Annotated in this window: 25 protein-coding genes; 12 read left to right on the forward strand and 13 right to left on the reverse strand. The window is 72.8% G+C overall.

Annotation, left to right across the window (positions count from 1 at the left end; translation table 11 throughout):
* The first annotated feature begins 338 nt into the window (after positions 1–338).
* On the forward strand, positions 339–752 hold the full coding sequence (locus QL987_RS12965; RefSeq protein WP_290158007.1) for a DUF3592 domain-containing protein: 414 nt from the start codon (positions 339–341) through the stop codon (positions 750–752).
* Between the two features lie 255 nt (positions 753–1,007).
* On the opposite strand, the gene QL987_RS12970 is transcribed toward QL987_RS12965, so the two are convergent.
* Positions 1,008–1,517, reverse strand: coding sequence for a hypothetical protein (locus tag QL987_RS12970; protein WP_290158008.1), 510 nt, complete (start codon positions 1,515–1,517; stop codon positions 1,008–1,010).
* Between the two features lie 90 nt (positions 1,518–1,607).
* Positions 1,608–3,098 carry an LCP family protein gene (locus tag QL987_RS12975; protein WP_290158009.1) on the reverse strand — a complete coding sequence of 497 codons (1,491 nt, stop codon included), beginning with the start codon at positions 3,096–3,098 and terminating at the stop codon, positions 1,608–1,610.
* Positions 3,099–3,369: 271 nt separating this feature from the next.
* Between QL987_RS12975 and QL987_RS12980 the strand changes: the two genes are divergently transcribed.
* Together QL987_RS12980 and QL987_RS12985 are read left to right on the forward strand one after the other, a co-directional pair.
* On the forward strand, positions 3,370–3,909 hold the full coding sequence (locus QL987_RS12980; RefSeq protein WP_290158010.1) for a sigma-70 family RNA polymerase sigma factor: 540 nt from the start codon (positions 3,370–3,372) through the stop codon (positions 3,907–3,909).
* Complete coding sequence (locus tag QL987_RS12985; protein ID WP_290158011.1) at positions 3,899–4,729, forward strand: hypothetical protein; 831 nt, start codon at positions 3,899–3,901, stop codon at positions 4,727–4,729. Before QL987_RS12980 ends, QL987_RS12985 begins: the two co-directional genes overlap by 11 nt.
* Before the next feature lie 81 nt (positions 4,730–4,810).
* Here the strand turns inward: QL987_RS12985 and QL987_RS12990 are convergent, their stop codons facing one another.
* Together QL987_RS12990 and QL987_RS12995 are read right to left on the reverse strand one after the other, a co-directional pair.
* Positions 4,811–5,464, reverse strand: a complete 654-nt coding sequence (locus QL987_RS12990) for a response regulator (RefSeq protein WP_111074434.1) — start codon at positions 5,462–5,464, stop codon at positions 4,811–4,813.
* Positions 5,461–7,206, reverse strand: a complete 1,746-nt coding sequence (locus tag QL987_RS12995; RefSeq protein ID WP_290158012.1) for a sensor histidine kinase — start codon at positions 7,204–7,206, stop codon at positions 5,461–5,463. The genes QL987_RS12990 and QL987_RS12995 overlap by 4 nt, the downstream gene beginning before the upstream one ends.
* Positions 7,207–7,359: 153 nt before the next feature.
* Between QL987_RS12995 and QL987_RS13000 the strand changes: the two genes are divergently transcribed.
* Positions 7,360–8,892: a citrate:proton symporter gene (locus QL987_RS13000; RefSeq protein ID WP_290158013.1), complete on the forward strand. Its 1,533-nt coding sequence runs from the start codon at positions 7,360–7,362 to the stop codon at positions 8,890–8,892.
* Between the two features lie 11 nt (positions 8,893–8,903).
* Here the strand turns inward: QL987_RS13000 and QL987_RS13005 are convergent, their stop codons facing one another.
* Positions 8,904–9,518, reverse strand: a complete 615-nt coding sequence (locus QL987_RS13005; RefSeq protein ID WP_290158036.1) for a CoA pyrophosphatase — start codon at positions 9,516–9,518, stop codon at positions 8,904–8,906.
* A gap of 171 nt (positions 9,519–9,689) precedes the next feature.
* On the opposite strand from QL987_RS13005, the gene QL987_RS13010 reads away from it, so the two are divergent.
* From QL987_RS13010 to QL987_RS13020, 3 genes are all read left to right on the forward strand, one after another.
* Positions 9,690–10,250, forward strand: a complete 561-nt coding sequence (locus tag QL987_RS13010) for an MOSC domain-containing protein (RefSeq protein ID WP_290158014.1) — start codon at positions 9,690–9,692, stop codon at positions 10,248–10,250.
* A gap of 100 nt (positions 10,251–10,350) precedes the next feature.
* On the forward strand, positions 10,351–11,904 hold the full coding sequence (locus tag QL987_RS13015; protein ID WP_290158015.1) for an MFS transporter: 1,554 nt from the start codon (positions 10,351–10,353) through the stop codon (positions 11,902–11,904).
* Between the two features lie 76 nt (positions 11,905–11,980).
* Positions 11,981–12,799: an SDR family oxidoreductase gene (locus QL987_RS13020; protein ID WP_253464624.1), complete on the forward strand. Its 819-nt coding sequence runs from the start codon at positions 11,981–11,983 to the stop codon at positions 12,797–12,799.
* Positions 12,800–12,875: 76 nt separating this feature from the next.
* On the opposite strand, the gene QL987_RS13025 is transcribed toward QL987_RS13020, so the two are convergent.
* Entirely contained in the window at positions 12,876–14,447 is a 1,572-nt protein-coding gene (locus QL987_RS13025) for a phospholipase D-like domain-containing protein (RefSeq protein WP_290158016.1), read from the reverse strand.
* Between the two features lie 216 nt (positions 14,448–14,663).
* On the opposite strand from QL987_RS13025, the gene QL987_RS13030 reads away from it, so the two are divergent.
* Positions 14,664–15,014, forward strand: a complete 351-nt coding sequence (locus QL987_RS13030; protein WP_290158018.1) for a hypothetical protein — start codon at positions 14,664–14,666, stop codon at positions 15,012–15,014.
* 10 nt (positions 15,015–15,024) lie between these two features.
* Here QL987_RS13030 and QL987_RS13035 read toward each other — a convergent pair whose 3' ends face one another.
* Both QL987_RS13035 and QL987_RS13040 read right to left on the reverse strand, forming a co-directional pair.
* The gene (locus QL987_RS13035) at positions 15,025–15,276 is read right to left on the reverse strand and encodes a hypothetical protein (RefSeq protein WP_290158020.1); all 252 of its coding nucleotides are present in this window, start codon (positions 15,274–15,276) and stop codon (positions 15,025–15,027) included.
* Between the two features lie 107 nt (positions 15,277–15,383).
* The gene (locus QL987_RS13040) at positions 15,384–16,025 is read right to left on the reverse strand and encodes a GntR family transcriptional regulator (protein ID WP_221849116.1); all 642 of its coding nucleotides are present in this window, start codon (positions 16,023–16,025) and stop codon (positions 15,384–15,386) included.
* Between the two features lie 105 nt (positions 16,026–16,130).
* Here QL987_RS13040 and QL987_RS13045 point away from each other — a divergent pair, with 105 nt between their 5' ends.
* From QL987_RS13045 to QL987_RS13055, 3 genes are read left to right on the forward strand one after another with little or no spacing between them, the layout of a single operon-like run.
* A complete protein-coding gene (locus QL987_RS13045) occupies positions 16,131–16,829 on the forward strand; it encodes a DUF969 domain-containing protein (protein ID WP_221849117.1) in 699 nt (232 codons plus the stop codon).
* Positions 16,826–17,896 (forward strand): DUF979 domain-containing protein, encoded by a 1,071-nt coding sequence (locus QL987_RS13050; RefSeq protein ID WP_290158024.1) that lies wholly within the window; start codon positions 16,826–16,828, stop codon positions 17,894–17,896. The genes QL987_RS13045 and QL987_RS13050 overlap by 4 nt, the downstream gene beginning before the upstream one ends.
* Complete coding sequence (locus QL987_RS13055; protein ID WP_290158026.1) at positions 17,883–18,956, forward strand: DUF2891 family protein; 1,074 nt, start codon at positions 17,883–17,885, stop codon at positions 18,954–18,956. The genes QL987_RS13050 and QL987_RS13055 overlap by 14 nt, the downstream gene beginning before the upstream one ends.
* 13 nt (positions 18,957–18,969) lie before the next feature.
* Here the strand turns inward: QL987_RS13055 and QL987_RS13060 are convergent, their stop codons facing one another.
* The 4 genes from QL987_RS13060 to QL987_RS13075 all read right to left on the reverse strand — a co-directional run bounded on the left by QL987_RS13060 (position 18,970) and on the right by QL987_RS13075 (position 21,714).
* Entirely contained in the window at positions 18,970–19,275 is a 306-nt protein-coding gene (locus QL987_RS13060; protein WP_290158027.1) for an antibiotic biosynthesis monooxygenase family protein, read from the reverse strand.
* 98 nt (positions 19,276–19,373) lie between these two features.
* Complete coding sequence (locus QL987_RS13065; protein ID WP_290158028.1) at positions 19,374–20,282, reverse strand: biotin-dependent carboxyltransferase family protein; 909 nt, start codon at positions 20,280–20,282, stop codon at positions 19,374–19,376.
* Complete coding sequence (locus QL987_RS13070) at positions 20,279–20,926, reverse strand: allophanate hydrolase subunit 1 (protein ID WP_290158029.1); 648 nt, start codon at positions 20,924–20,926, stop codon at positions 20,279–20,281. Before QL987_RS13070 ends, QL987_RS13065 begins: the two co-directional genes overlap by 4 nt.
* Positions 20,923–21,714: a 5-oxoprolinase subunit PxpA gene (locus QL987_RS13075; protein ID WP_290158030.1), complete on the reverse strand. Its 792-nt coding sequence runs from the start codon at positions 21,712–21,714 to the stop codon at positions 20,923–20,925. The genes QL987_RS13070 and QL987_RS13075 overlap by 4 nt, the downstream gene beginning before the upstream one ends.
* A gap of 109 nt (positions 21,715–21,823) precedes the next feature.
* Here QL987_RS13075 and QL987_RS13080 point away from each other — a divergent pair, with 109 nt between their 5' ends.
* A complete protein-coding gene (locus QL987_RS13080; protein WP_290158031.1) occupies positions 21,824–22,345 on the forward strand; it encodes a GNAT family N-acetyltransferase in 522 nt (173 codons plus the stop codon).
* A gap of 87 nt (positions 22,346–22,432) precedes the next feature.
* On the opposite strand, the gene QL987_RS13085 is transcribed toward QL987_RS13080, so the two are convergent.
* On the reverse strand, positions 22,433–23,161 hold the full coding sequence (locus QL987_RS13085) for a hypothetical protein (protein ID WP_290158032.1): 729 nt from the start codon (positions 23,159–23,161) through the stop codon (positions 22,433–22,435).
* Positions 23,162–23,232 lie beyond the last annotated feature (71 nt).

The following is a 23,232-nucleotide window of genomic DNA, read 5'->3' on the forward strand; positions in this document are numbered from 1 at the left end:
GTGGGGGTGGAGAACCAGCGGTGAGCTGCTGGTGAGCGCTTGCGGGTGTTTCCCGGCTTGTGACAGTGATTCGGGGCACCCGGCGCAACCGTTTGGTGGTCGTTGTGGTTGTTACCTCGTCGTTACATTCCGGGCCTGCACCCGACGGGTGATCGGTGGATCTGCGAAGCTCGGTCCATGTCGTGGCCCAGACCTGAAGCCCTGCCGCGACGCTTCCGGCGCCTGTGGCCCGAGCCGGGAACAGGACGTCGTCTGATGTGCCGTCACGGGGAGCAACGATGATGAAACCGACGGGAGCGGGAAGCCCTGCCGCGCCGAAGCGAGGGCGAGCGCCGCTCGTGCTCCTGATCGCTGCGATGCTGCTCATCGGTCCGCTGCTCGTCACGATCGGCAGTGTCTTGATCGCCGGGAACAACGACCTGCTCGCGACGGGTACACGGGTCTCCGGAACGGTCATCGACGTGGACGACGGCCCCGAGTCATCGGACCGACGCTTCGGGGCGGAGTACTTCTCCTCCGGCTCGTCGCGTCATGTGATCTGGGCGGACTGGGTCTCCCAGGCGAAGCCCGAGCTCCGTGACGCCGTCACCGTCGTCTACCGCCAGGACGATCCTGGTTCAGCGGTCATCGCGGGGTACGGCACGCCTGGTGAGTCGGTCCGGGGATTGGGTGTCGTCTTCACCGTCGTCGTCGGTGGCGCGGCTGTCACCATGCTCGTCGCTTCCCGCAGGGGGAGGAGGAAGCGGAGCTGAGCTGGTCCTCTTCCGTGTTCAACCGTCGGACCCTGACCCGGCCGCGGACAGCGCACCCGCCTGCGCCCGGATCGCCGCGACCTCCGACGCGTACAACACGTCCGCTCCGATCCCCATCGCCCCGAGGTGCGCCGAGTCACGGACCATCAACGGCAAGGTCGTCCTGCTGCCCTGACCGCGGTGTCACCGGCGCACCAGCGTGCGCGGGTGTCGGACGGGAGGCACGGCGCCAGCTGGCACCGCGCCTCCTGTCCGTCACACCGACCGCTGGGCGTCGACGCGCTCCGTCTCGTCGTGCTGCTCGTCCACGGGGACGACGGCGACGACAGGCGCGGGACGGAGCTGCCGCCAGGTGGCGATGGCCGCAGCGGCTCCCGCGGCGACGGCGATCGTGATCGCGATGGACGGCAGCAGACCGTTCAGCCACAGTGAGGTGGTGAGCGACGAGGCTCCCGCTGCGAGCACGCCGGCGAGGACCGAGTGTGCGGCGGTGTGGACCGCACGGGAGGGGACCCGGTCGAGCGCCCGCCCGAGCAGGTAGGTGAAGGGGACCGAGATCAGGGCGCCGGCCAGCGCCAGGACGAGGGTGGCGACCAGGAACAGGCCGGTGAACCACACGAACGACATGAGGTCGGGGAGGGTGCCGCTCGTGATCGCGACGAGCGCCGTGGCCGCCACGGCGCTGGCAGGGGTCGTGACGGTGACCATCCACCCGTAGCTGCTGCCGATGAGCCGTCCGGTGTCGCCCATGCCCCAGGAGTCCATGCCCTCCACTCTGGGGCGTCGTCCCTGGAGAGCCGGACCCACGGGAGAGAACGAGACCGAACGGAGACCTCGCGTCCGCCACGGGTGGGGTCAGTTGATGCAGGTGCCCTGCGCGCCGTAGGCGTTGCCGACGGGCTTCGCGGGTGCCGGTGCCGGTTCGGCCGCGTGGCTCCTCGCCGCGGGGGACGGCGCGGTGCTCGTCGCACTGGGAGCCGCTGCCGCCGCCACCGTGTGGCCGTCGGTACCGAGCACGAGTGTCACACCGCTGACCGTTGCGGACTCGACCGCCAGCGCTCCGGGGACGACTGCGACGACCGCCTTCGCCTGCGCCTCCGACCCCGCGGGGTACTCGACGACGGTCGTACCGGTCGTCGTGGTGTCGCCCGGTGCTCCGACGACGAAGCCCTTCGCCGTCAGGGCTGCCGACGCCGTCCCGGCAGCGCCGGGCGTCTGTGCTCCGTTCAGGACGGCGACGTGCACGGCCGAGGGGGCGGCGGCCCGCGCGGCGACGTACGCGGCGGGCGGGCCGACGATGTCCTGGAAGAAGGCGGGCAGGGCAGCGAAGTCGACGGCCACGGTGGAGTACCCGTCGATGGTCGGCGTGCCGGAGGTGGGGATCGTGGCTGATCGGATCGCGGACAGGTCGATGTCGCTGAAGGTCGAGACCAGGTCGGGGATGCTCAGGGTGTCGTCGATCTGCACCGCGTCGCCGACGCCGTGCAGCAGGTCCGCGACCTTCACCGGGTTGAGGAGTGTGCGCGCGGACAGGGCCTCCCGCGCCTCCTGGGAGAGGAAGTACTGCTGACGGACCTCACGGTCCAGGTCGCCCCGCGGCAGTCCGTCGCGTTGGCGGACGAAGGACAGCGCCTGGGAGGCGTTCAGCGTCGACGTGCCGGCGGGCAGGTCGACGTCCGAGTTCGGGTCGTGGGCGGGGTGGTTGAGGCAGACGGTGATCGGCCCCAGCGCCTTGACGAGCTGGTAGAAGCCGAGGAGCGACACCCGCACGAAGTGGTCGATGGTGAGGCCGCTGATGTTCTCGATGGTCTGGATGAGCAGGCCCATGCCGCCCGCGTCACCACCGCCGTTCGCCGCACCGTCTGAGTAGGCGCTGTTGAGCTTGAAGGTGCCGTGCCCGGGGATCGGCACCCACGAGTCGCGCGGGAACGAGATCATCGTGGCGCTGCCGCCGCCGGCGGGGATGTGCAGCACGATCATGGTGTCGGTGTTGGTCGCACCGTCGTCGAGCTGGGTGCCGAGCTCGTCGAGCTCCTGCGGGGTCGCGTCGGCCGGACGGTGGTCGTCCCCGACCAGGAGGATGTTCTGCGCCTTCCCGTCGGTGTCGGCGACCTCGCCTCCGCCACCGCCCGGCGCTCCGGAGGGTGCCGAACGGGTGATGTGGACCTTGGTGAGACTCGAGTCGAGCTGCTCGTAGGACCACGCCGCGTAGCCGCCGGTCAGGACGAGGGCCATCGCGAGCACGCCGCCGATCGTCGGCAGGACGAGTCTCCGGCGGCGCTGGCGGCCGTGCCGGACCGGACCGCCGGCAGGGGCGGGGGACGTGTCGTGGTCGTCTGCGGGCATCGGGTGTCCTCGATCGTGTTCGGTGGCAGGAGGAGCAGTCTCACACCGGGCGGACCGGAGGACCTCCGTGGGACCACTGGTGCCGTGTGCGAGTGCTCACACCTGACGGACGGGAGGCGCGGAGCCAGCTGGCACCGTGCCTCCCCTCCGTCATGCCCCGGCCGGACGCGAACCGGCGCAGCGCGATCCGGCACCGCGCGACACGCCCGATCGCGGAGTCTTCGTCAGGATCAGCGCGCACCCGACACTTCTGGAGTGAGAGGGGGCATCCGTGGACGAGGACACCGAAGCCGACGCAGCACTGACTCGTCGGCTCGCGAACGGGGACCGCGCGGCGTTGGCCGACGCGTTCGACCGGTTCGCGCCGACGCTGACCCGGTACGCGTGGGCGCTGGCCGGCAGCAAGCAGGACGTCGAAGAGCTCGTGCAGGACACGTTCCTGACGCTCTGGCAGAAGTCCGGCGAGCTCGACCTCGCCACCAGCGCCCTGCTGCCGTGGCTGCTCGTGGTGTGCCGGAACCACGCCCGCAACCAGTCCCGGCGGCTCGCGAAGGGCGCGGCGGACGAACTCCCCGATGACCTGCCCGCACCGCCCGACGCCGACGAGGCCCGCGAGCGTCTGCGTTGGGTCCGCGACGAGATCGCGACCCTGCCCCCGACGGACCAGCGCATCTGCGAGCTCTGCCTGCTCGAGGGGCACTCGTACGCGGAAGCCGCACAGATGCTCGGCCTCAGTGTCGGGGCGGTCACCCAGCGGGTCTCTCGCTCGCGCGCACGACTGAAGAAGGCGGTGATGCACGATGAACACTGAGCCTCCCACCGGAGACGACCTGCAGCGCATGCTCGTCTCGATGAAGCAGACGGTCCTCGACCGTGCCGAGGACCGTCGCCCCGCACCCCGCCGACGCGGCGGCCGTGCCGGCATCGTCATCGGCGTGATCGCCCTGCTCGGCCTCGGTGCCACGAGCGGTGGTGTCGCGCTCGGGATGATCCCGCAGCCGTTCACCGCGTCCGCCCCGGCGCCGACGCCCAGTCCCTCCGAACCGGTGGCGCCGAGCACGCCCGATTCGGCGCCGGTCCAGGAGACGCCGGACCCGGTGCCGACGCCGACCCCGACGTCGACGAGGGGGCCGTTCGCGCTCGACGACCCGTCGACGTGGACCATCTCGGGGGACGAGATCGGGCCGATCGCCCTCGGCGGGCAGTTCGACGCCGAAGTCGACGACCTGGGTTCCGGCACCGTGCGTCCGCCGATCGACGACGGGTGTCCCGCTCCGGGATACGGTGCCTGGACCTGGGACGACGGCACCGTGATCGAGGTCCTCTCCGACCTCGACGGGGTCGTGCGGGTCGTCCGGGTCATCGGCGACGACTCGACGCTCGAGCGCTCCGCCACGCCGTCCGGCCCACACACCGCCGGGGGATCCGGCCGCGGTGCGACCCTCACGGCGATCCGGTCGGAGTACCCGGACGTCCACCCGGAAGACCCCGCCGCGTCCGGCCCGTGGTCGCTGTGGCAGACGTCCAGCTCCGGCGGGACGATCACCTTCGAGATCGGTGCTGACGCGGAGACGGTCGTCGGCATCAAGATCGGGGACCCGTCGCAGCTGCCTCGGAACGTCTGCGACTGACGAGCGGGCGGGAAGCAGCCTTGGGGGGTGTTTCCCGCCCGTCGTCGTACCACCGGGCCGCCGCGACGTCAGCGTGCGACGTCAGCGCCGCGTGTACCGGTGCTCCGGCCGCCCCGCCGCGCCGTAGCGCAGCTGCATGGTCGCGGACCCGTCGGCGGCGAGCTGCGCCAGGTAGCGCTGCGCCGTCGCCCGCGAGACGCCGATCGCCGCCGCCACCTCGGCCGCCGAGCGCTCCTCGGACCCGGACAGCTGCTCGAGCACCAGCGCGGCCGTGGCCGCCCGCGACGGGGAAGCGCCACCGCTGTCCCCGGCGTGCAGGATCCGGAACGCCCGCTCGACGGCCTCCTGGTCGAGCGTCGCCCGTTCGTCGAGCACGTTCCGGGAGCGTGCGTACGCCCGCAGCCGCTCGGCGAGCACCCCCGAGTCGAACGGCTTGATCAGGTACGCCAGGGCACCGTGCCGCATCGCCCGCCGCACGGTCCCCGAGTCGGAGGCGGCGCTCAGCACGAACGCGTCGGTGTCGACCGCGCGGAGCAGGTCGAGGCCGCTGCCGTCCGGCAGGTAGACGTCGACGAGCACCAGGTCGACCGGGGTCGTCGCCAACACCTGGCGGGCGAGCGCCACGGTGCCGACGGGGTCGAGCGCCCGGAACCCGGGCACCTGGTCGACCTGCCGTCGGTGCAGGTCCGCGACGTGGAAGTCGTCGTCGACCACCAGCACGATCAGGTCCGTCATCCCACCGCTCCTCCGAGTCGTGCGCAGAACACCGCGCCGTGCGTCGTGTCGTCGGCGCCGCCGTCGCCCGGCCCGCCGCGGTCGGCGAGCCACACGTCCCCGCCGTTCCGCCGGGCGATCTCCCGCGACAGCGGCAGGCCGATGCCGAGCCCGTGCACCTGCCCGGGGTCGCCGGAACCGCGGTCGTCATCGCCGGCGGCACGCGGTCCGGGGGAGCGGCGCGCGAACAGGTCCCGGTCCCCGGGGACGCCCGGCCCGGAGTCCATCACCGACAGGTGCAGCGTCGTGCCCTCGTCGAGCACCTCGACCTCCACCCACGGCTGCGGCTGGTCCGGCGACGACCGAGCCCCGGACAGGGCCGCCGTCACCGCGTTGTCCACCAGGTTCCCGAGCACCGTCGTCACGTCCCCGGGCTCGGTGATCGTCCCCTGCACCAGCGTCTCCGGTCCGATCCGCAGCAGCACCCCGCGCTCCGCCGCCTCTACGCCCTTCGCGCCGAGGAACGCCTGCAGGAACGGCTCGGTCAACCGGTCGGCGTGCTGCACCGGGTACCGCAGCGGCCCCCGCTCCTGCACGTCCGCAAGGTAGGCGCGGGCCCGGGTGGTCTCCCCGACGTCGAGCAGCCCGGCGATCGCGTGCAACCGGTTGGCGAACTCGTGCCGCTGGGCCCGGAGCGCCTGGGTCAGCGAACCGACGGCGTCGAGTCGTCGGCTGAGGGCCTCCACGTCCGTCCGGTCCCGCAGCACCGCGACCCGGCCCAGGTCGAGGCCGTCGCGGAACACGCTCCGCACGTCGACGAGCAGCACCTGCGGGCCGGCGACGACGGTGGCGCTCGCCGGGGTCGGCGCGGCACGGTCCAGCATGGCGGCCAGGGCGTCGGGCAGGTCCAGGTCGGTGACGGCCCGTCCGACCGGTCGGGTCAGCGCGAGCAACCGTGCGGCCTCGGCGTTGCAGACGGTCACGGTGCCGGAGGGGCTGGTCGCGATGACGCCCTCGCCGACCCCGCCGAGGACCGCCCGCTGGTTCTGCACGAGCGTCACGAGCTCCTCCGGCTGCACGCCGAGCGTCAACCGGACGAGTCGCCGACGGATGAGCACGGAGGCGATCACCGCCAGCAGCACCGCCACGAGCCCGGCACCGACGACGGGCACGCTGTCCTCGACCAGGGTGTCGTACACGCGGTCCCGCGCGAACCCGACGCTGACCTCGCCCACCACGTCCGGCCGGGAGGCCCGCCCCACGCCCGTCCCGTCGGCACCGGTTCCGTAGACGGGCACCTTCGCCCGCGCGGACTCGCCGAGGGTGCCGCGCGCCCACGACACGCTCTCGCGCCCGCCGAGTGCGGCGTCGGGGGAGGTGCTCACCATCCGACCGATGCGGTCCGCGTCCGGGTGCGCCAGGCGGATCCCGCGGTCGTCGGTCACCACGACGAACAGCGCCCCGGTCCGCCGCTGGGCGTCGAGGGCGGCCTGCTGCACGGGACCGTCGGCGAGGTCGGCGCGGTCGAGGTCGGTCCCGTCGACGCTGAGCCGTGTGACCTCGGTGCGGAGGTCGTCCTGGGCGGCGACGCTCTGGGCGATCGCGAGGGCGGTCCCCTCGGCGGCCCGTTCGAGTCGGGTGACCTCGATCCGGACGAACACGGCGCTGGTGAGGACGACGACGGCGACGACCACGACGAGCTGCAGCACCAGTACCTCGGTGGCGAAGCGGAGCCTGCGGCGCCGTGAACGGTCGTCGGTCACGACACCAGCGTACGGAGCACGCGGCGCTCGTCGTGCGCAGAATGCGCACAACACGGTCAATGCGCGATGGTGCGCCAACGAGCAGAAGCGCGCCGCGCCTCCCGGCCGGGTCGTAGCGTGCCCGGACTGCCAGACACGGACGAAGGAGTCCTGATGCTCGTCATCCTCGGGTACGCGATGGTCGTGGTCTTCATGGTGATGATCATGACCAAGCGGATGTCACCGATGCTCGCCCTGATCATCGTGCCGACGGTCTTCGGGCTCTTCGCCGGTGCCGGCCTGGGCCTCGGCGACATGGTCATGAAGGCGATCGGGACGCTCGCGCCGACGGCCGCACTGCTGATGTTCGCGATCATGTACTTCGGCCTGATGATCGACGTCGGCCTGTTCGACCCGCTCGTCCGGTTCATCCTGCGGGTGACCGGCAACGACCCGGCGAAGATCGTCCTCGGCACCGCCCTGCTGGCGGGTGCGGTGTCCCTCGACGGGGACGGGTCGACGACGTTCATCGTGGTGACCGCGGCGATGCTGCCGATCTACCTCAAGCTCGGCATGAGCCCGGTCGTGTTGACGTGCGTCGCCGGGCTCACCAACGGAACGCTCAACATCGTGCCCTGGGGTGGCCCGACCGCCCGCGCCGCCGCCGCGCTGAAGATCGACCCGACGGACGTCTTCGTGCCGCTCGTGCCGTCGCTGATCGTCGGCCTGCTGCTGTGCTTCGGGTTCGCGTGGACGATGGGGCTGGCGGAGCGGAAGCGCCTCGGGCTCATCGAGTTCACCTCGGCGACCCGGGCGTCCCGGGCACCGAGCCGGCAGGGGGCCGGGGGCGGAGTGGGCGTCGGTTCGCGGATGCTCGCGGCGGCCGGCGGGACCGGCGGCGGGATGTTCACCAGCCCGACCGTCGCGCTCGGGCTGCGCGGCGGCAAGGCCGACGGCCGCCGGGCGGACGGCGAGGGCGTCGACGGTGCAGACGACGTCGGCGGGGTGTCCGGCTCGGGCTCCGGCTCCGGCTCCGGCTCCGGCGCGACGATGGCGTCGACGATGCTCGACCCGGACCGTCCGACGCTCCGCCCGAAGCGCATCTGGTTCAACCTCGTGCTCACCGTCGCGGTCATGGTCGTCCTGGTGCTCGGTGTGCTGCCCCTGGCGTACGTGTTCATGGTCGGCACGGCCGTCGCGCTGCTCGTCAACTTCCCGCAGCTCAAGCAGCAGAGCGCGCAGATCGTGGCCCACGCGCCGAGCATCGTCGGCGTCGTGTCGATGGTGTTCGCCGCCGGGGTGCTCATCGGCGTGCTCGACGGCACCGGGATGGTCGCCGCGATGGCCGACTGGTTGGTCGCGGTGATCCCCGACTCGATGGGCCCGTACCTGGCGGCCATCACGGGCGTGCTGAGCATGCCGCTGACGTTCTTCATGAGCAACGACGCCTTCTACTTCGGCATCCTGCCCGTCCTGGCGGAGAGCGCCTCGGCCTTCGGCATCACGCCCGCCGAGATGGCGCGGGCCTCGGTGGTGGGGCAGCCGGTGCACATGCAGAGCCCGCTCGTGCCGGCGATCCTGCTGCTCGTGTCCCTGGCGAACGTGAACCTCGGCGACCACCACAGGAAGGTGCTGTGGCGGGCGGCGGTGGTGGCCGCGGCGATGCTCGTCGTCGGGATCGTGGTGCGGGTGATCCCGTTCGGCTGACGCGCCGGGGCTCACTGCCCGGGGATGGCCACCACCCGCTCGTGGTCCCACGGCTCGGTCCACCCGACCCGGTCGAACAACCCGTCGAGCAGCGTGGCGGTGAAGCCCCACACCACGTAGGACCTCGAGTCGGTCCGGACGGTGAACGCCGGCCCGCGCCAGGTCTGGCCCTCACGTCGGAACTCCGTGATGCCGCGGTTCGCCGGGTCGAGCAGATCGGCGACCGGAGCGCGGAAGACGGCTGCCGACTCGGCCTCGTCCACCACCCGGACCGGCGACGGGGCACGCCACCAGCCGAGGACCGGCGTCACCAGGTGCCGCGAGTGGGCGAGCGGCACGGCCGGCGCAGTGCCGAGCACGTCGACGCCCGTCAGGTCCAGGCCGGTCTCCTCACGCGCCTCCCGGAGTGCCGCGGCGACCACGTCGGCGTCACCCGGGTCGACGCGGCCACCGGGGAAGGCGACCTCGCCGGCGTGGGAGCGGAGGGTGCTGGCGCGGGCGAGCAGGAGCACGTCCAGGTCCCGCGGGACGTCGGCGGAACGCGCCGGACGGTCGCTCGGCACGTCGTCGAGCGGGCCGAACAGCATGAGGACCGCCGCCTGCCGTGGCGTCGGAGCGGACGGCATGTCGGTCACGAGCGGCGGTGCTCCCGGCGCGACGGCCGCCGCGAGCTGGCTTCGGGCGGTCACGACGTGCGCCGGTCGGGGCGGACGGACGACGGACGGAGCGGGAGCACCACGCCAGCCTAGGCACCCCGACCGTTGTCGCCGGCGGGGTCGGTGCACGAGACTCGCGTCATGGGGAACCAGGGAACCGACCGATCCGAGGTCGTGGCCGTCAGCCGTGACCACGACCACCACTTCAGCAAGCCCGTCGTCGATGCGGTCACGCTCGTCGAGGGGTGGGGCATCGAGGGCGACGCGCACGCCGGCACCACCGTGCAGCACCGCTCCCGCGTCGCCCGGGACCCGTCGCAGCCGAACCTGCGGCAGGTGCACCTGATCCACGCCGAGCTCTTCGACGAGCTCGAGGCCGCCGGCCACTCCGTCGCGCCGGGGCTGCTCGGCGAGAACGTCACCACGCGCGGGGTGGACCTGCTCGGGCTGCCGACCGGGGCGTTGCTCCACCTGGGCGAGGACGCCTGCGTGCGGGTCACGGGCCTCCGGAACCCGTGCCAGCAGATCAACGACTTCGAGCCCGGGCTGCTCCGCGAGGTGCTCGGCCGTGCCGAGGACGGGTCGGTCTCACGGAAGGGCGGCGTGATGGGCGTCGTCGTCAGCGGGGGAGTCGTCCGCCCCGGTGACGGCGTGCGGGTCGAACTGCCCGAGGGTGACCTGGAGCCGCTCAGTCCGGTGTGAGCACCCGACCGCTGCTCCTGTGCGTTCCCTCACACTGCCGTGCGGGGACGGGAGGATCGTGGCCGGCTCCGGGGGTCGGCGAGCCTAGCGTGAAGTGGCCATGACAGCTGAACACCGTAGACCCGTCGAGCCCGATGCGGCTCCCACCGTCCCGCACCACGACGCCCACCACGTGGAGAGCGCCGAGCACGCGCCGGCCCAGCCCGACCAGGCAGCGCAGTCGGACGGCGACCAGCCGGACCCGAACCGCTGGAAGGCCCTCGTCATCTGCCTGCTCGGCGGTGGCATCGTCCTGCTCGACGTGTCGATCGTCAACGTCGCCCTGCAGTCGATCTCGACCGGCCTGCCGGGCACGACGCCCGAGGCGGTCCAGTGGATCCTCTCCGGGTACGCCCTGTCGTTCGGCCTGCTGCTCGTCCCCGGCGGGCGCCTCGGTGACGCGACCGGACGGCGGCGGATGTTCGTCATCGGCGTCGGCCTGTTCACCCTCGCCAGTGCCCTCTGTGGCTTCGCCCCGAACGGCATCGTCCTGGTGATCGCCCGCCTGGTGCAGGGTCTCGCCGGCGGTCTGCTCACCCCGCAGGTGACCGCGCTCATCCAGCAGCTCTTCCGGGGCCGGGAGCGCGGGAAGGCGTTCGGCCTGTTCGGTGCCACCGTCGGCATCGCCACCGCCATCGGCCCGCTGATCGGCGGCCTGCTCATCACCGCCTTCGGCACCGAGAACGGGTGGCGGTTCGTCTTCTTCGTGAACTTGCCCGTGGGACTCGTCACGATCCTCCTGGCGTTCCGCTACCTGCCGGCACCGTCCAGTGCCGAGCGCGGGAAGAAGCACGACTTCGACCCGGTCGGCATCGTCCTGCTGGGTGCCGCGGTCGTCGCCCTGCTGCTGCCGTTCGTGCAGTCGCAGGTGTGGAAGGGCAGCACGAAGTGGTGGCTGATCGTCGTCGCCGTCGTGTTCGCCGTCCTGTTCGTCCTGTGGGAGCGGCACTACGAGCGGACCAAGGAGCCCGTGGTCGACCTGCGGCTCTTCCGCCGCCGGTCGTTCTCACTCGGTGTCGGCCTGGCGACGGTGTACTTCGCCGGCTTCACCCCGCTGTTCTTCGTCCTGACCCTCGCCCTGCAGTCCGGGCTGCACTACTCGGCGCTGACCGCGGGCCTGGCGACCGTGCCGTTCGCGATCGGGTCCGGCATCGCCTCGACCCTGGGCGGACGGATCGTGCACCGCTTCGGCCGACAGCTCATCGTCGTCGGCACGATCCTGGTGCTCATCGGCCTGGGCGTCGTCATCTGGGTCGTCGCGAACCACTACGAGTCGGACCTGGGCTGGTGGCTGGTCCTGCCGCTGCTCGTCGCCGGCGTCGGCTCCGGCCTGACGATCTCGCCGAACCAGACCCTGACGCTGTCCGAGGTGCCCGTCGAACAGGGCGGCTCGGCCGGTGGGCTCATCCAGGTCGGCGCGCGCGTCGGCTCGGCGGTCGGGATCGCCGCGGTCGGCAGCGTCTTCTACTCGACCCTCGCCAGCTCCCACGGCGACTACGCGAAGGGACTGCCGCTCGGACTGGGCGTCTCCCTGGCGTTCGTCGGCGCCGCACTGGTCGCCGGGATCGTCGACGTCGTCGTCGGCAAGGTGCGGCACACCGAAGCGTCGGTCTGACCTCGCCCACCGCGAACATCCGTCCCCGCGGACCGGCCACGGCGTTGGCTGGGGCGCGGCAACCACAGGAGGACACATGAGCAAGACCTGGTTCATCACCGGAGCATCCAAGGGCTTCGGCCGCGAGTGGACGGAGGCCGCCCTCGAACGCGGTGACTCCGTCGCCGGCACCGCCCGCAACACCGACGACGTCCAGGACCTCGTCGAGCAGTACCCGGACACGTTCCTCGGGCTCCGGCTCGACGTCACCGACCGCGCCGCCGACGTCGCCGCCGTGCAGCAGGCCGCCGAGCACTTCGGCTCGCTGGACGTCGTCGTCAACAACGCCGGCTTCGGCCACTTCGGCATGGTCGAGGAACTCACCGAGGACGAGCTCCGCGCCCAGCTCGAGACGAACCTGTTCGGCGCGGTCTGGGTCACCCAGGCGGCCCTGCCGATCATGCGCGAGCAGGGCTCTGGACACGTCATCCAGGTGTCGAGCATCGGCGGCATCAGCGCGTTCCCGACGGTCGGCGCCTACCACGCGTCGAAGTGGGCGCTCGAGGGGCTGTCGCAATCGCTCGCGCAGGAGGTCGCCGGCTTCGGCATCCACGTCACTCTGATCGAGCCGGGCGGGTTCTCCACCGACTGGTCCGGCCCGTCCTCGAAGCACAGTGACGAGAACCCGGCCTACGCCGAGGTCCGCGAGGCCGCGTCCAAGCGTCCCTCCGCGGCCGACCCCGGCAAGCCCGAGGCGACGCGGAGCGCGATCCTCAAGGTCGTCGACGCCGAGCAGCCGCCGCTGCGCGTCTTCTTCGGCAAGGCGCCGCTCGGCATCGCGGAGAAGGACTACGAGTCCCGCCTCGCGACGTGGCGCGAGTGGCAGCCGGTCGCCGAGGAGGCGCACGGCGCGTAGTCAGCGCCGGGGCAGACGGACGGGAGGCGCGGTGCCAGGTGGCACCGCGCCTCCCGTCCGTCCGTCGGTCGCCGCGCTAGAACCGGGTCGTGCCCCGCAGCGCTCGTGGCCGCCCGTCCGGGTCGACCGCGAGCTTCGCGACCGGGGCCGCCCAGAGCCGCTGCAGCGCCGACACCGGCTCCGGCTCGTGCTGGCGGATGCGTCCCGGCGGACGCGGTCCGGGCTGGCCGTCCTCGTGCCAGTGGTCGAGCGCGCGGGCGTGTGCGCGCCACCGGGCGAGGAGCTCGGCGCCGGTGCCGTCGAGCTGCGGGTCGTCGGGCGTCGTCGCCAGGTGCTCCGCCCACAGTTCGTGCCGCAGGTCGCGGGCGAGCGAGCTGTCCGAGGTGTCGACGACAGCACACGTCAACTCGCTGTCCGACGTCCACGAGCGGCGGTTGAAGTTGTCCGACCCGATCGTGAACCACTCGTCGTCGACGATGCACACCTTGGCGTGGATGTAGATCGGCCGGCCGGACTCGTGCTCCAGGTCGAAGACCCCGACGCGGTCCGGGGCCGTCCGGCGGAGGGTCGTCAACGCGTCGATCTGCCCCAGACGGGCCGGCGGACCGCTGAACACCCCGTCGGAGTTCGGGTACCGCGGCACCAGGACGATCACCCGGAGGCCGGGGTTCCGCTCGAGGGCTTCCGCGATGCCGGTCGCGACCTCGCGGGACCACAGGTACTGGTCCTCGATGCAGATCAGGGACCGAGCCGTCCGGAACGCCTTGCCGTAGGCCCGCGCGATGCTCCGCTCGCCCTCCGGCGCGAAGGGGAACGGCGGGCGCTTCACCCCGTAGGTGCGGAGGAGCTGGACGGCGTGCTCTCCCGCGACCGGCGGCGCGGCAGTCCGTTCCGGCAGGGGCTCCGGGTGGCGCGGCATCCGGACCAGGCGTTGCAGCAGCATCCGGTAGGGCAGGCTGCGGTCCAGCGGGTGCGGGTCGTCCCACCGCTCGGCGAACACGGCGAGGACGTCCGCGACGACCGGCCCGCGGAGCTCCATCGACGCGTCGTGCCACGCGGGGCGGTCGCCGTACCGGGAGTCCATCGAGATCGCCTGCGGGTCGCCCTCGTGCCCGGCGTCGTCACGGCGGCTGTGGCACAGGTCGATGCCGCCGACGTAGGCGACGTCCCGCGACGGGTCGTCGCGGTGCTGGATGACGAAGGACTTCTGGTGGTGCGAGCCGAAGAACCGGACGCGCTGGTCGAGCAAGACCTCGCCGCCGGCGTCGTTGATCTTCCGCCCGAGCAACTCGTTGGCCTTCGCGCTGAGGGACGCCGAGATCCGCTCGCCGTGGGAGCGCCAGATGAGGCCGCGGACCTCCACCCCGGCCCGTGCCCGGTCGGCCAGCAGGTCGCCGATCGTCGGCCCGTCGGGCGACAGGCGCTCGTCGGCGTCTCCGCGCCAGTCGGTGAACCAGACGCGGTCGCCGGGCTGCAGTGCCGACAGCTCCGCCTCGATGCGGGCGAAGTACGAGACTCCGTGCACCAGCGGCCGCACGAGGTTGCCGTCGGACCACGCGGGGCGGTCGTCGCCACCGGCGTGCACCTCGGTCGCGGTGTTGCCGCGTTCGTCGCGGGCGAGGAACCAGTGACGCGCATCAGTGGGCACGGTCGCAGGATACGGGCCACGCCTGCCGTGAGGACGGCTCGGCTCGCCGGGGCCTGTGGAGGTGTTCACGCTGACGGACGGGAGGCCCGTGGCGGGCCGGCGCCGTGCCTCCCGTCCGGTGGCGGGGCTGCGGCCGGCTCGTTCGCGGTTCCCGGAGGAACTGAGGAGCCCGTCGGCCGTGCGGGCCAGGATGGCGGTGCGAGAGGAGCACCCCTGATGAAGACCATCCGCTACGACAACACTGCGATCCTGACGAGCGACGACGTCGCCGACGCCGTCATCGAGTACGCGGCGGCGCTCTCTGGCGGCGACCGAGCCGACACCGTGGCGGTGCCCTCGGTCGCCCACGACGGGACGATGACGACCACGAAGATCCTCATCGGGCCGTCGAGTGAGGTCGTCGTCGAGGACGCCGAAGAGGACGAACTCGAGCTCGAGAACGACGAGTTCGTGGCGCGGCTCCGTGCCGCTGCCCGGACGTTCGGACACGACACCGTCATCCACGCGGACACCCGGTCGGACCTGACCGCTGGTGACGGCGAGACGGAGCCGCCGACGGCGGGCTGACCCTGCCGCGTCAGCGGCGGGTGGTGGCGGCCACCGCCTGTGTGATCGTCGCGCCGGGGTGCTGCTCCCGGTACTGCCGGACGGCGCGGACGTCGACGCCAGCGGCGGCCTCGGGCGGGATCGGGGTGTCGCCGATCACCGGCGTCCGGTCGGCCAGCCACAGTCCGGCGAGGGCCGCCGCGGCGGCTGGCAGCGGCTCGCCGAGCACCAGGAGCAGTCCGGCAGCCGCGAGGCCGAGGATGATCAGCGACGTCTTCCGCATGGGTCCCCTCCGGTCGGTGACGACCATCGTGCCGGTGGTGTCCCTTCCGCGCAAGCCCGCGGGATGGAGGTCCGCCGTGCCTCCCGGCCGTCACCAGCCGCCACGCGTCAGCCTGCGGCGGCTGCCGCCCGCAGGGTTCGCTCCGCGTCGTCGAGGTAGTCGGACAGCAGGGCCGACGCGCGGTCCTGCTCGCCGGAGCGGAGCGCGGCGACGATCGCCTCGTTCCGCTCGACGAACTCGCCGTGGAACGCTCCGGGGTCGTCGGTGGTGAGGAACGCGAGCCGCATCTCGGCGAGCAGGGCGTCCATCAGGCCGTGCAGCCGAGCGCTCGGGACGGCACGGACGAGCTCGGCGTGGAAGCGGATGTCCGCGGTGCCCACGGCTCGCCAGTCCTGCGCTGCGGCGGCGACACGGGCCTCGGCGACGGCGGCCGAGGCGGCGGCGAGGGCGGGGGAGTCCGGCGTGCAGGCGCGGATGCCGGCCTCCTCGAGCACCCGACGGGCAGCGTAGAGGTCGGTGACGTCCGCCGCCGAGAGCCGTCGGACGAAGACACCGCGGTTGAACACGTGCTCGACCAGTCGGTCGCGGGCGAGCAGTCGGAACGCCTCGCGCAGGGTGTTCCGCGAGACGCCGAGCTGGTCGCTCAGTCGCTCCTCGGACAGCTGCGTCCCCGGCATGAACCCGCCGTCCGCGATCGAGGACCGCAGGCGTGCCGCGGTGGACTCTGCGCCGCTGACGGTTCGGGTCATGTGCCGATCCTCGCAGAGCCCGACAGCGCAGCCCGTGTGACCGCCGTGTTACAGATCCGGGCGCCCTCTTGAGATTGTTGAACAATGCGGGCCAGACTGTCCCGCATGTTCGTCCTCATCGGCGTCGCCGTCGTGATCATCGGGTTCGCGTTGCGCGTCAACGCGCTGCTCGTCGTCACCGTCGCGGGCATCGTCACCGCGGCCATCGGCGGGATCGACCCCGTCGGCATCCTCACCGCGTTCGGCAGTGGCTTCGCGTCCAGCCGCAGCGTCACGACCTTCGCGCTCGTGCTGCCGGTCATCGGGCTCATCGAGCGCTACGGCCTGCAGGACCAGGCGAAGCGCCTCATCGCGAAGCTCGACCGGCTCACGACGGGCCGCATCCTGGCCGGGTACCTGGTGGTGCGGCAGGTCACCGCGGCCGTCGGTCTGACCAGCATCGGCGGTCCCGCGCAGACGGTCCGTCCGCTCGTGCACCCGATGGCCGAGGGCGCTGCGACGAAGAAGTACGGCCGCATCGACGAGCGGATGCGCGAGAAGATCAAGGGCTTCTCGGCCTCGTCCGACACCGTCGGGGTGTTCTTCGGCGAGGACGTCTTCGTCGCCGTCGGGTCGATCCTGCTCATCACGTCCTTCGTGGACGAGGCCTACAAGCTGACGCTCGAGCCGATCGACCTGGCGCTGTGGGCGATCCCCACCGGCATCGCCGCCCTGCTCGTGCACGGCACCCGACTGCTGCTCCTCGACCGCAAGCTCGACAAGATGGCGGCCGACGTCCGCCAGACCGAGGGGGTCGCAGCGTGATCACCAGCGAATGGCTCTACTGGCTCATCGGCGCGTTCTTCATCGCCGTCTCCGTGTTCATCCTCACCGACCGCACCCACGCCAAGCGCGTCGGCAACGCGGCGTTCTGGGGCATCCTCGGGCTCTCCTTCTTCGCCGGCACCTTCGTCGTGGCCGGCGTGCTCCCCGCCTGGGCACTCGGGATCGCCGTCCTGGTGATGGTGGCGCTCGCCGGGCTCGGCTTCACCGGCACCACGAGCCGCACCCGTGTCGCCAGTGTCCCGGGCGCCGGCGTCGGATCGGCGACCGGGCCGGCCGAGCCGACCGCGGTGACCACCCGGCCGAGCTCCAGCACGAGTGTCCTCGCGACGACCAGCCCGGACGAGCGCGCCGGCTTCGCACAGCGGTTCGGCAACCGGCTGTTCATCCCGGCGCTCGTCATCCCCGTCGTCGCGGTGCTCGTCGCGACCCTCGGTCCGCTCGTCCGGATCGGTGGGGAGCCGCTGCTCGCCGACGGCAGCGCGACCCTCACCGGACTCGGCATCGGCTCGGTGCTCGCGGTCGTCGTCGCGGTGCTCGTGCTCCGCCCGCCGCGTCTCGACACCCCGGTCCGCGAGGGCGCACGCCTGCTGCAGGCGATCGGCTGGGCAGCGCTCCTGCCGCAGATGCTCTCCACGCTCGGCATCGTCTTCACCCAGGCCGGGGTCGGCGACGCCGTCGGCACGATCATCAAGGCCGTGCTGCCCGACGGCTCGCTGCTCGCCGCGGTCGTCGTCTACTGCCTCGGCATGGCGCTGTTCACGGCGATCATGGGCAACGCGTTCGCCGCGTTCCCGATCATGACCGCGGCGATCGGCTGGCCGGTGCTCGTGCAGGGATTCGACGGCAACCCGGCCGCGATCTTCGCGATCGGCATGCTCGCCGGCTTCTGCGGCACCCTGGTCACCCCGATGGCAGCGAACTTCAACCTCGTGCCCGCCGCCCTGCTCGAGATGCGGGACAAGTACGGGCCGATCAAGGCGCAGCTCCCGACCGCCGGGATCCTGCTCGTCGTCAACATGGGAGTGATGTACCTTGTCGCATTCTGAGCCCGCCCCCGTCGGGTCGCCGTCCGCGCCGGACCTGGACCGTGCTGCCTGGGCGCCGGGCTTCGCGGCCGTCGCGCTCGACAACGTCACGCGCGAGTACCCGTACGCCGCGCACCACACCACCTCGGGTCCGGACGACCGCGCGCTGCCGGTCGAGCTGCACCCCGCCTTCGCCACGTCCTACGACTGGCACTCGTCGGTGCACATGCACTGGCTCGCCACCCGCCTGCTGGCGTTCGGGGTGCCGGCCGACCTGGAGGCACGGATCACCTCGGTCCTGCAGGCCCACCTGTCGACGGAGCACCTGGCCACCGAGGCGGCGTACCTCCGCGAGACCCCGCACTACGAGCGCCCGTACGGCTGGGCGTGGCTGATGCGTCTCGCCGCCGAGGTGTCCGCGTCCGAGGTCCCGGCGATCCGCGCACTCGCACCGGGCTTCACCCCGGTCGTCACCGTGCTCGAGGACCTCGTCACCCGCTGGGTCGACGGCGCCGCGCACCCGGTCCGGCACGGGGTGCACTCGAACTCCGCGTTCGGACTGCTGCTCGTGCTCGAGGGGGCCCGCTCGCTCGGGCGGTCCGACCTCGTCGCCACGGTCGGACGCGCTGCGCGGGAGTGGTTCGGCGACGACGCCGGATGGCCCTTCGCGTGGGAGCGCAGCGGGCACGACTTCCTGTCCGCCGGGCTCGCCGAGGCCGACCTGATGCGCGCCGTGCTGCCCGCGGCCGAGTTCGGACCCTGGGCGCGGGCGTTCTTCGCCGAGGTCTCGGCGGGGGACGCGATCCTCACCCCGACGACCGTCCGCGACGAGAACGACCCGCAGCAGGTGCACCTCTTCGGGCTCGACCTGTCGCGGGCCGGCTCCGCGCGGCGCATCGCGGACGCCCTGCGTGCGGCTGACTCCGAGGACACCGCGCTGGCGGACCTGCTCGACGGCGCGGCCGACCGGCTGCTCGCCTCGGGGCTCGCGGCGAGCGTCGGCGAGGAGTACTACTCCACCCACTGGCTGGCGAGCTTCGCCTGGGACGCCATGGAGGCGCGCGAGCACGCCGCCCGCTGACCTTCCGCGGGGGCTAGGGCAGGGAGATCGTGCGGCCGAAGGTCTTCGTGACGGGCGGGGTGGCGAGGACGGCGCCGAGCGCTTCCGCGGCACCGTCGGGGGTGGCGCGCCAGGCGACGTAGGCGTCGTGGTCCTCGGCGGTGGTCCAGCGCTCGAGCACGACCATGCGCGTCGGGTCCTCGTCGTCGACCAGGACCTCGAGCGACTCGTTGCCCTGCCGGGCTGCGGTCTGGGCCAGGGTCTCGCGGATCGCGGCCTCGACCGTGTCGGCTGCGACGTCGTCACGGATCTGGACCTCGAGGAAGACGGTCATCGTCATGGTGTGCACCTTTCGTCGTCGGACCCCGTCCGCTGACGGTGCCCGGTGACGCCAACCACGGGGGAGGGGTCGTTGTTCCGGCTCCGTGTCCAGCGCGTTCAGCGGGCGATGCGGAAGCGCAGCGTGTCACCCGGGCGCAGCTGGGCGGCACGGTCGACCGACTCCGGCGTCAGGACGGCCACGACCGGGTAGCCGCCGGTGACCGGGTGGTCCGCCAGGAACAGCACCGGGAACCCGGCCGGCGGCACCTGCAGCGACCCGGTCTCGACGCCCTCGCTGGGGAGCTCGTGGGTGACCGCTCGGACCAGCGGAGTGACCGCGGTGGTCCGGACCCCGACCCGGTCGCTGTCCGGGCTGACGTGAAAGTCCTGGCCGGTCAGGGTCGTCCGCCAGTCCGGGGTGAACCAGTCGTCACGGGGGCCGGGCACCACGTCGAGCACCACCGGGTCGCCGGGCCACGGCAGGAGCGGCGGTGGCACGGCATCGACGACCGGCCAGGCCCCGACCCCAGCGCCGGCGCCGTGGCTGGGCCCGGCGCCGATCGGCAGCACGTCCCCGACGGTCAGCGGCGCGGGACCGAGGTGCGCGAGCGAGTCCCACGACCGACTGCCGAGCACCGGGTCGACGGCGACGCCCCCGCGGACGGCGACGTAGGCACGCAGCCGCTCCTCGGCCAGCCCGACGCGGAGGGTGTCGCCCGGCTCGAGCAGCAGCACCTCGTAGGCGGCGGCCCCGTGCACCCGGCCGTCCGCCCGTTCGATCGACACCGGGCACGGTGCACCGGTGACGGCGGCGACCGTGTACGCGTCGGTGCGGAGCGTGACGGAGCCGAGCAGGGCCTCCAGGACGGCCGCGTCCGGACGGTTGCCGACCATCCGGTTCGCCAGTGCCGCCGAGCCCCGGTCGGCAGCTCCCGCGGCACCGAGTCCCATGTCGCTGAGGCCGGGCCGGCCGAGGTCCTGCGTCGTCACGCCGTACCCGACCTGCACGACGGTCAGGGTGCTCACGAGCGGGCCCCGGCATCGACGAAGCGCAGGCGGACGCCGGCCGGCGCGAGGGCCGGCGGCGTGCGGTCGAGCGACCACATCGGCACCTCGGTCCGGCCGATGAGCTGCCAGCCGCCGGGGGAGGTCCGCGGGTACACGGCGCTGAACTCGCCGGCCAGGGCCACGGCGCCGCTCGGGACCGCGGTGCGCGCGGTGTCGCGGCGGGGCAGGTCGAGCGACGGCGCGGTGCCGGTCAGGTAGCTGAAGCCGGGGGCGAAGCCGCAGAACGCGCTCGTCCACACCTGGCCGGTGTGCCAGGCGACGAGGTCCTCGCGGGACATGCCGGTCAGGTCGCCGACGGCGTCGAGGTCCGCGCCGTCGTAGGTGACCGGGACGACGACGGGTTCCCGCTCGTGGCGGTCGTCGGCCGGACGGGAGGGCCGGACCTCGGTCAGCAGCGAGCGGACCCGTCCGGCGTCGGTCACGGCCGGATCGAACCGGAACAGCAGCGTCCGAGCGCCGGAGACGACCTCGGTCACGCCCGGCGGAGCGGCGTCGGCCAGTCCGGGTTCCGCCAGTCCGGCGCGGAACGCCACGACCTCGGCGAGGGAGTCGAACGTCGCCAGCACCGCCGAGGTGCCAGCGGAACGGAGGTCGGGGCTCATGCCGACGACGCCGACGACGCTGACGACGCCGGTGCGAACGCCGTGATGCCGATGCCCTGCTCGGTCAGCAGCGCGCGGATCGCCCGGGCCATCGCGACCGCGTCGGGGGAGTCGCCGTGCACGCAGACCGAGTCGGCACGGACGCTGATGTCGGTGCCGTCGACCGCGGTGGCGACGCCGTCGGTCACCATCCGGAGCACCCGGGCCGCGACCTCGTCCGGGTCGTGCAGCACCGAGCCCGGACGGCTGCGCGACACGAGGGAGCCGTCGGGTTCGTAGGCGCGATCGGCGAAGGACTCGCTCACCGCTCGGAGACCGTGCCGCTCCGCCGCGAGGAGCAGCTCCGACCCGGGCAGGGCCAGGACCGCCAACGACGGGTCGACGTCCGCCACCGCGCGGACGACGGCCTCGGCCGGCACCGGGTCGGCGCAGGCCGTGTTGTAGAGGGCGCCGTGCGGCTTGACGTAGGTGACCCGGGTGCCGGCGACGTGTGCGGCGGCGGCCAGGGCACCGATCTGGTGGACGACGTCGGCGTAGAGCTCGTCCGGGGTCACGTGCACGGGTCGGCGGCCGAAGCCGGCGAGGTCCCGGTAGGCGACGTGTGCCCCGATCGCGACACCCCGCTCGGCTGCGGCCCGACAGGTGTCGAGCATGATCGTCGGGTCGCCGGCATGGGCACCGCACGCGATGTTCGCGCTGGACACCAGGTCGAGCACGGCGCGGTCGTCGCCCGCGGTCCAGGCGCCGAAGCCCTCGCCGAGGTCGCTGTTCAGGTCGATCGTGGGCATGCGGACCTCCTGTCGGGATTGTTCAACAACTTAGCGCGCGCCGCCGACCGTGTCACCGTCCGCGGGTCGGCCTCACCGCCGGGCGCCGGCTTCGCCGTAGGGTCGGGAGATGGACGAGCTGACGATCCGGACCACGACCGAGGACGACTGGCGGCAGGTCCGTGCCCTCCGCCTGGCGATGCTCGAGGACACCCCCATCGCGTACGGCGAGCACCGCGCGGACGCCGAGCGGTACGACGAGGACGAGTGGCGCTCCCGCGGTCGTCGCGGCCAGGACCCGGGCAGCACGTCGTTCGTCGCGATCGACGCCGCGGGCGAGTGGGTCGGGATGATGAACGGCTACGTGCCCGACGCGGCCACCGGGCCGCTGCTGGTCGGTGTCTACGTCGCGCCCGGGCACCGCGGTCGGGGTGCGGGCGTGGCCGACGCGCTCCTGGACGCCGTGGAACGCTGGGCGGCCGGACACGGGACGACCCTGCGGCTGCACGTGCACGAGGACAACGCCCGCGCGCTGGCCTTCTACGAGCGCCGCGGGTTCGTCCGCACCGGTCAGACCGAGCCCTACGCGCTCGACCCGACGCGGTCCGAGATCGAGATGGTCGAGCAGCTCGACGGGGCGACGCCGGCCTGAGCGCCGGAGCGGGCCGCCTGCGGGACGGGAGGCCCGTGGCCAGGCAGCCACGCGCCTCCCGTCCGGCGAGCCAGCGCGTCGAACCGACTAGAGCGCGTCGACGAACATCTGCGTCGCGAGCGGCACGTTCGTGGTGTTCGACGCCGGGTCCCACCCGACCAGCGCGACGACGTCGCCGCCGACCCGCGCGGTGAGCCCGACGAGCGTGAACGCGTTCCCACCGACCGTGCCGCGCATCCGCCAGCCGAGCGCGTCATCCGTACCGGTGAGGGTCGGCTTCGTCGTCTCGACCGTGGTCTCGACCGGCGTGCCCTGCATCGAGAACAGCGCCGTGCCGTCAGCGCACCGGCTCAGCGCGTCACGCGCGTCCCCGACCAGGTCCGTCGCCGCAGCGGTGTCACCGGTGCTGGCGACCACGGCGGTCATCGACCGGTCGTTGCTCGTACCGAACACCACGGTGCCGGCGTCGTCGGACTTCTCCCAGCCGACACCGAACGGGGCGAGGCACCTGGCGTCGGACACCGTCAGCCCCGGGTAGACGGAGTCGAGCATCGCGTCCGTCGAGCTGAACTCGGCGGGCTTGAACTGGATGCGCTGGAAGACGCTCGTCAGCTCGGCGTCGGTGTGCGCCGCGGCGGCGCTGGTGCCCGACGGTGCGGACGCGGTGGGCGTCGCGCTCGCGGCGGGGGCGCTCGTGACGGGTGCCGACGTCCGCGTCCCCGCGTCGCTGACGGATTCGTCCCCGCCGGAGCAGCCCGCCAGGCTCAGTGCCAGGACGACCGCGGCCGCGGCGACGGACATGGTGGTGGTGCGCATCGTGTTCCCCCTCGTGTTGACGGCCCCCTCGGCCGTCCGCGTCGACGCTACCCGGCGACCGAGTCGGACGG

The organism is Curtobacterium sp. APC 4022, assembly GCF_030407555.1.
Lineage (GTDB): Bacteria > Actinomycetota > Actinomycetes > Actinomycetales > Microbacteriaceae > Curtobacterium.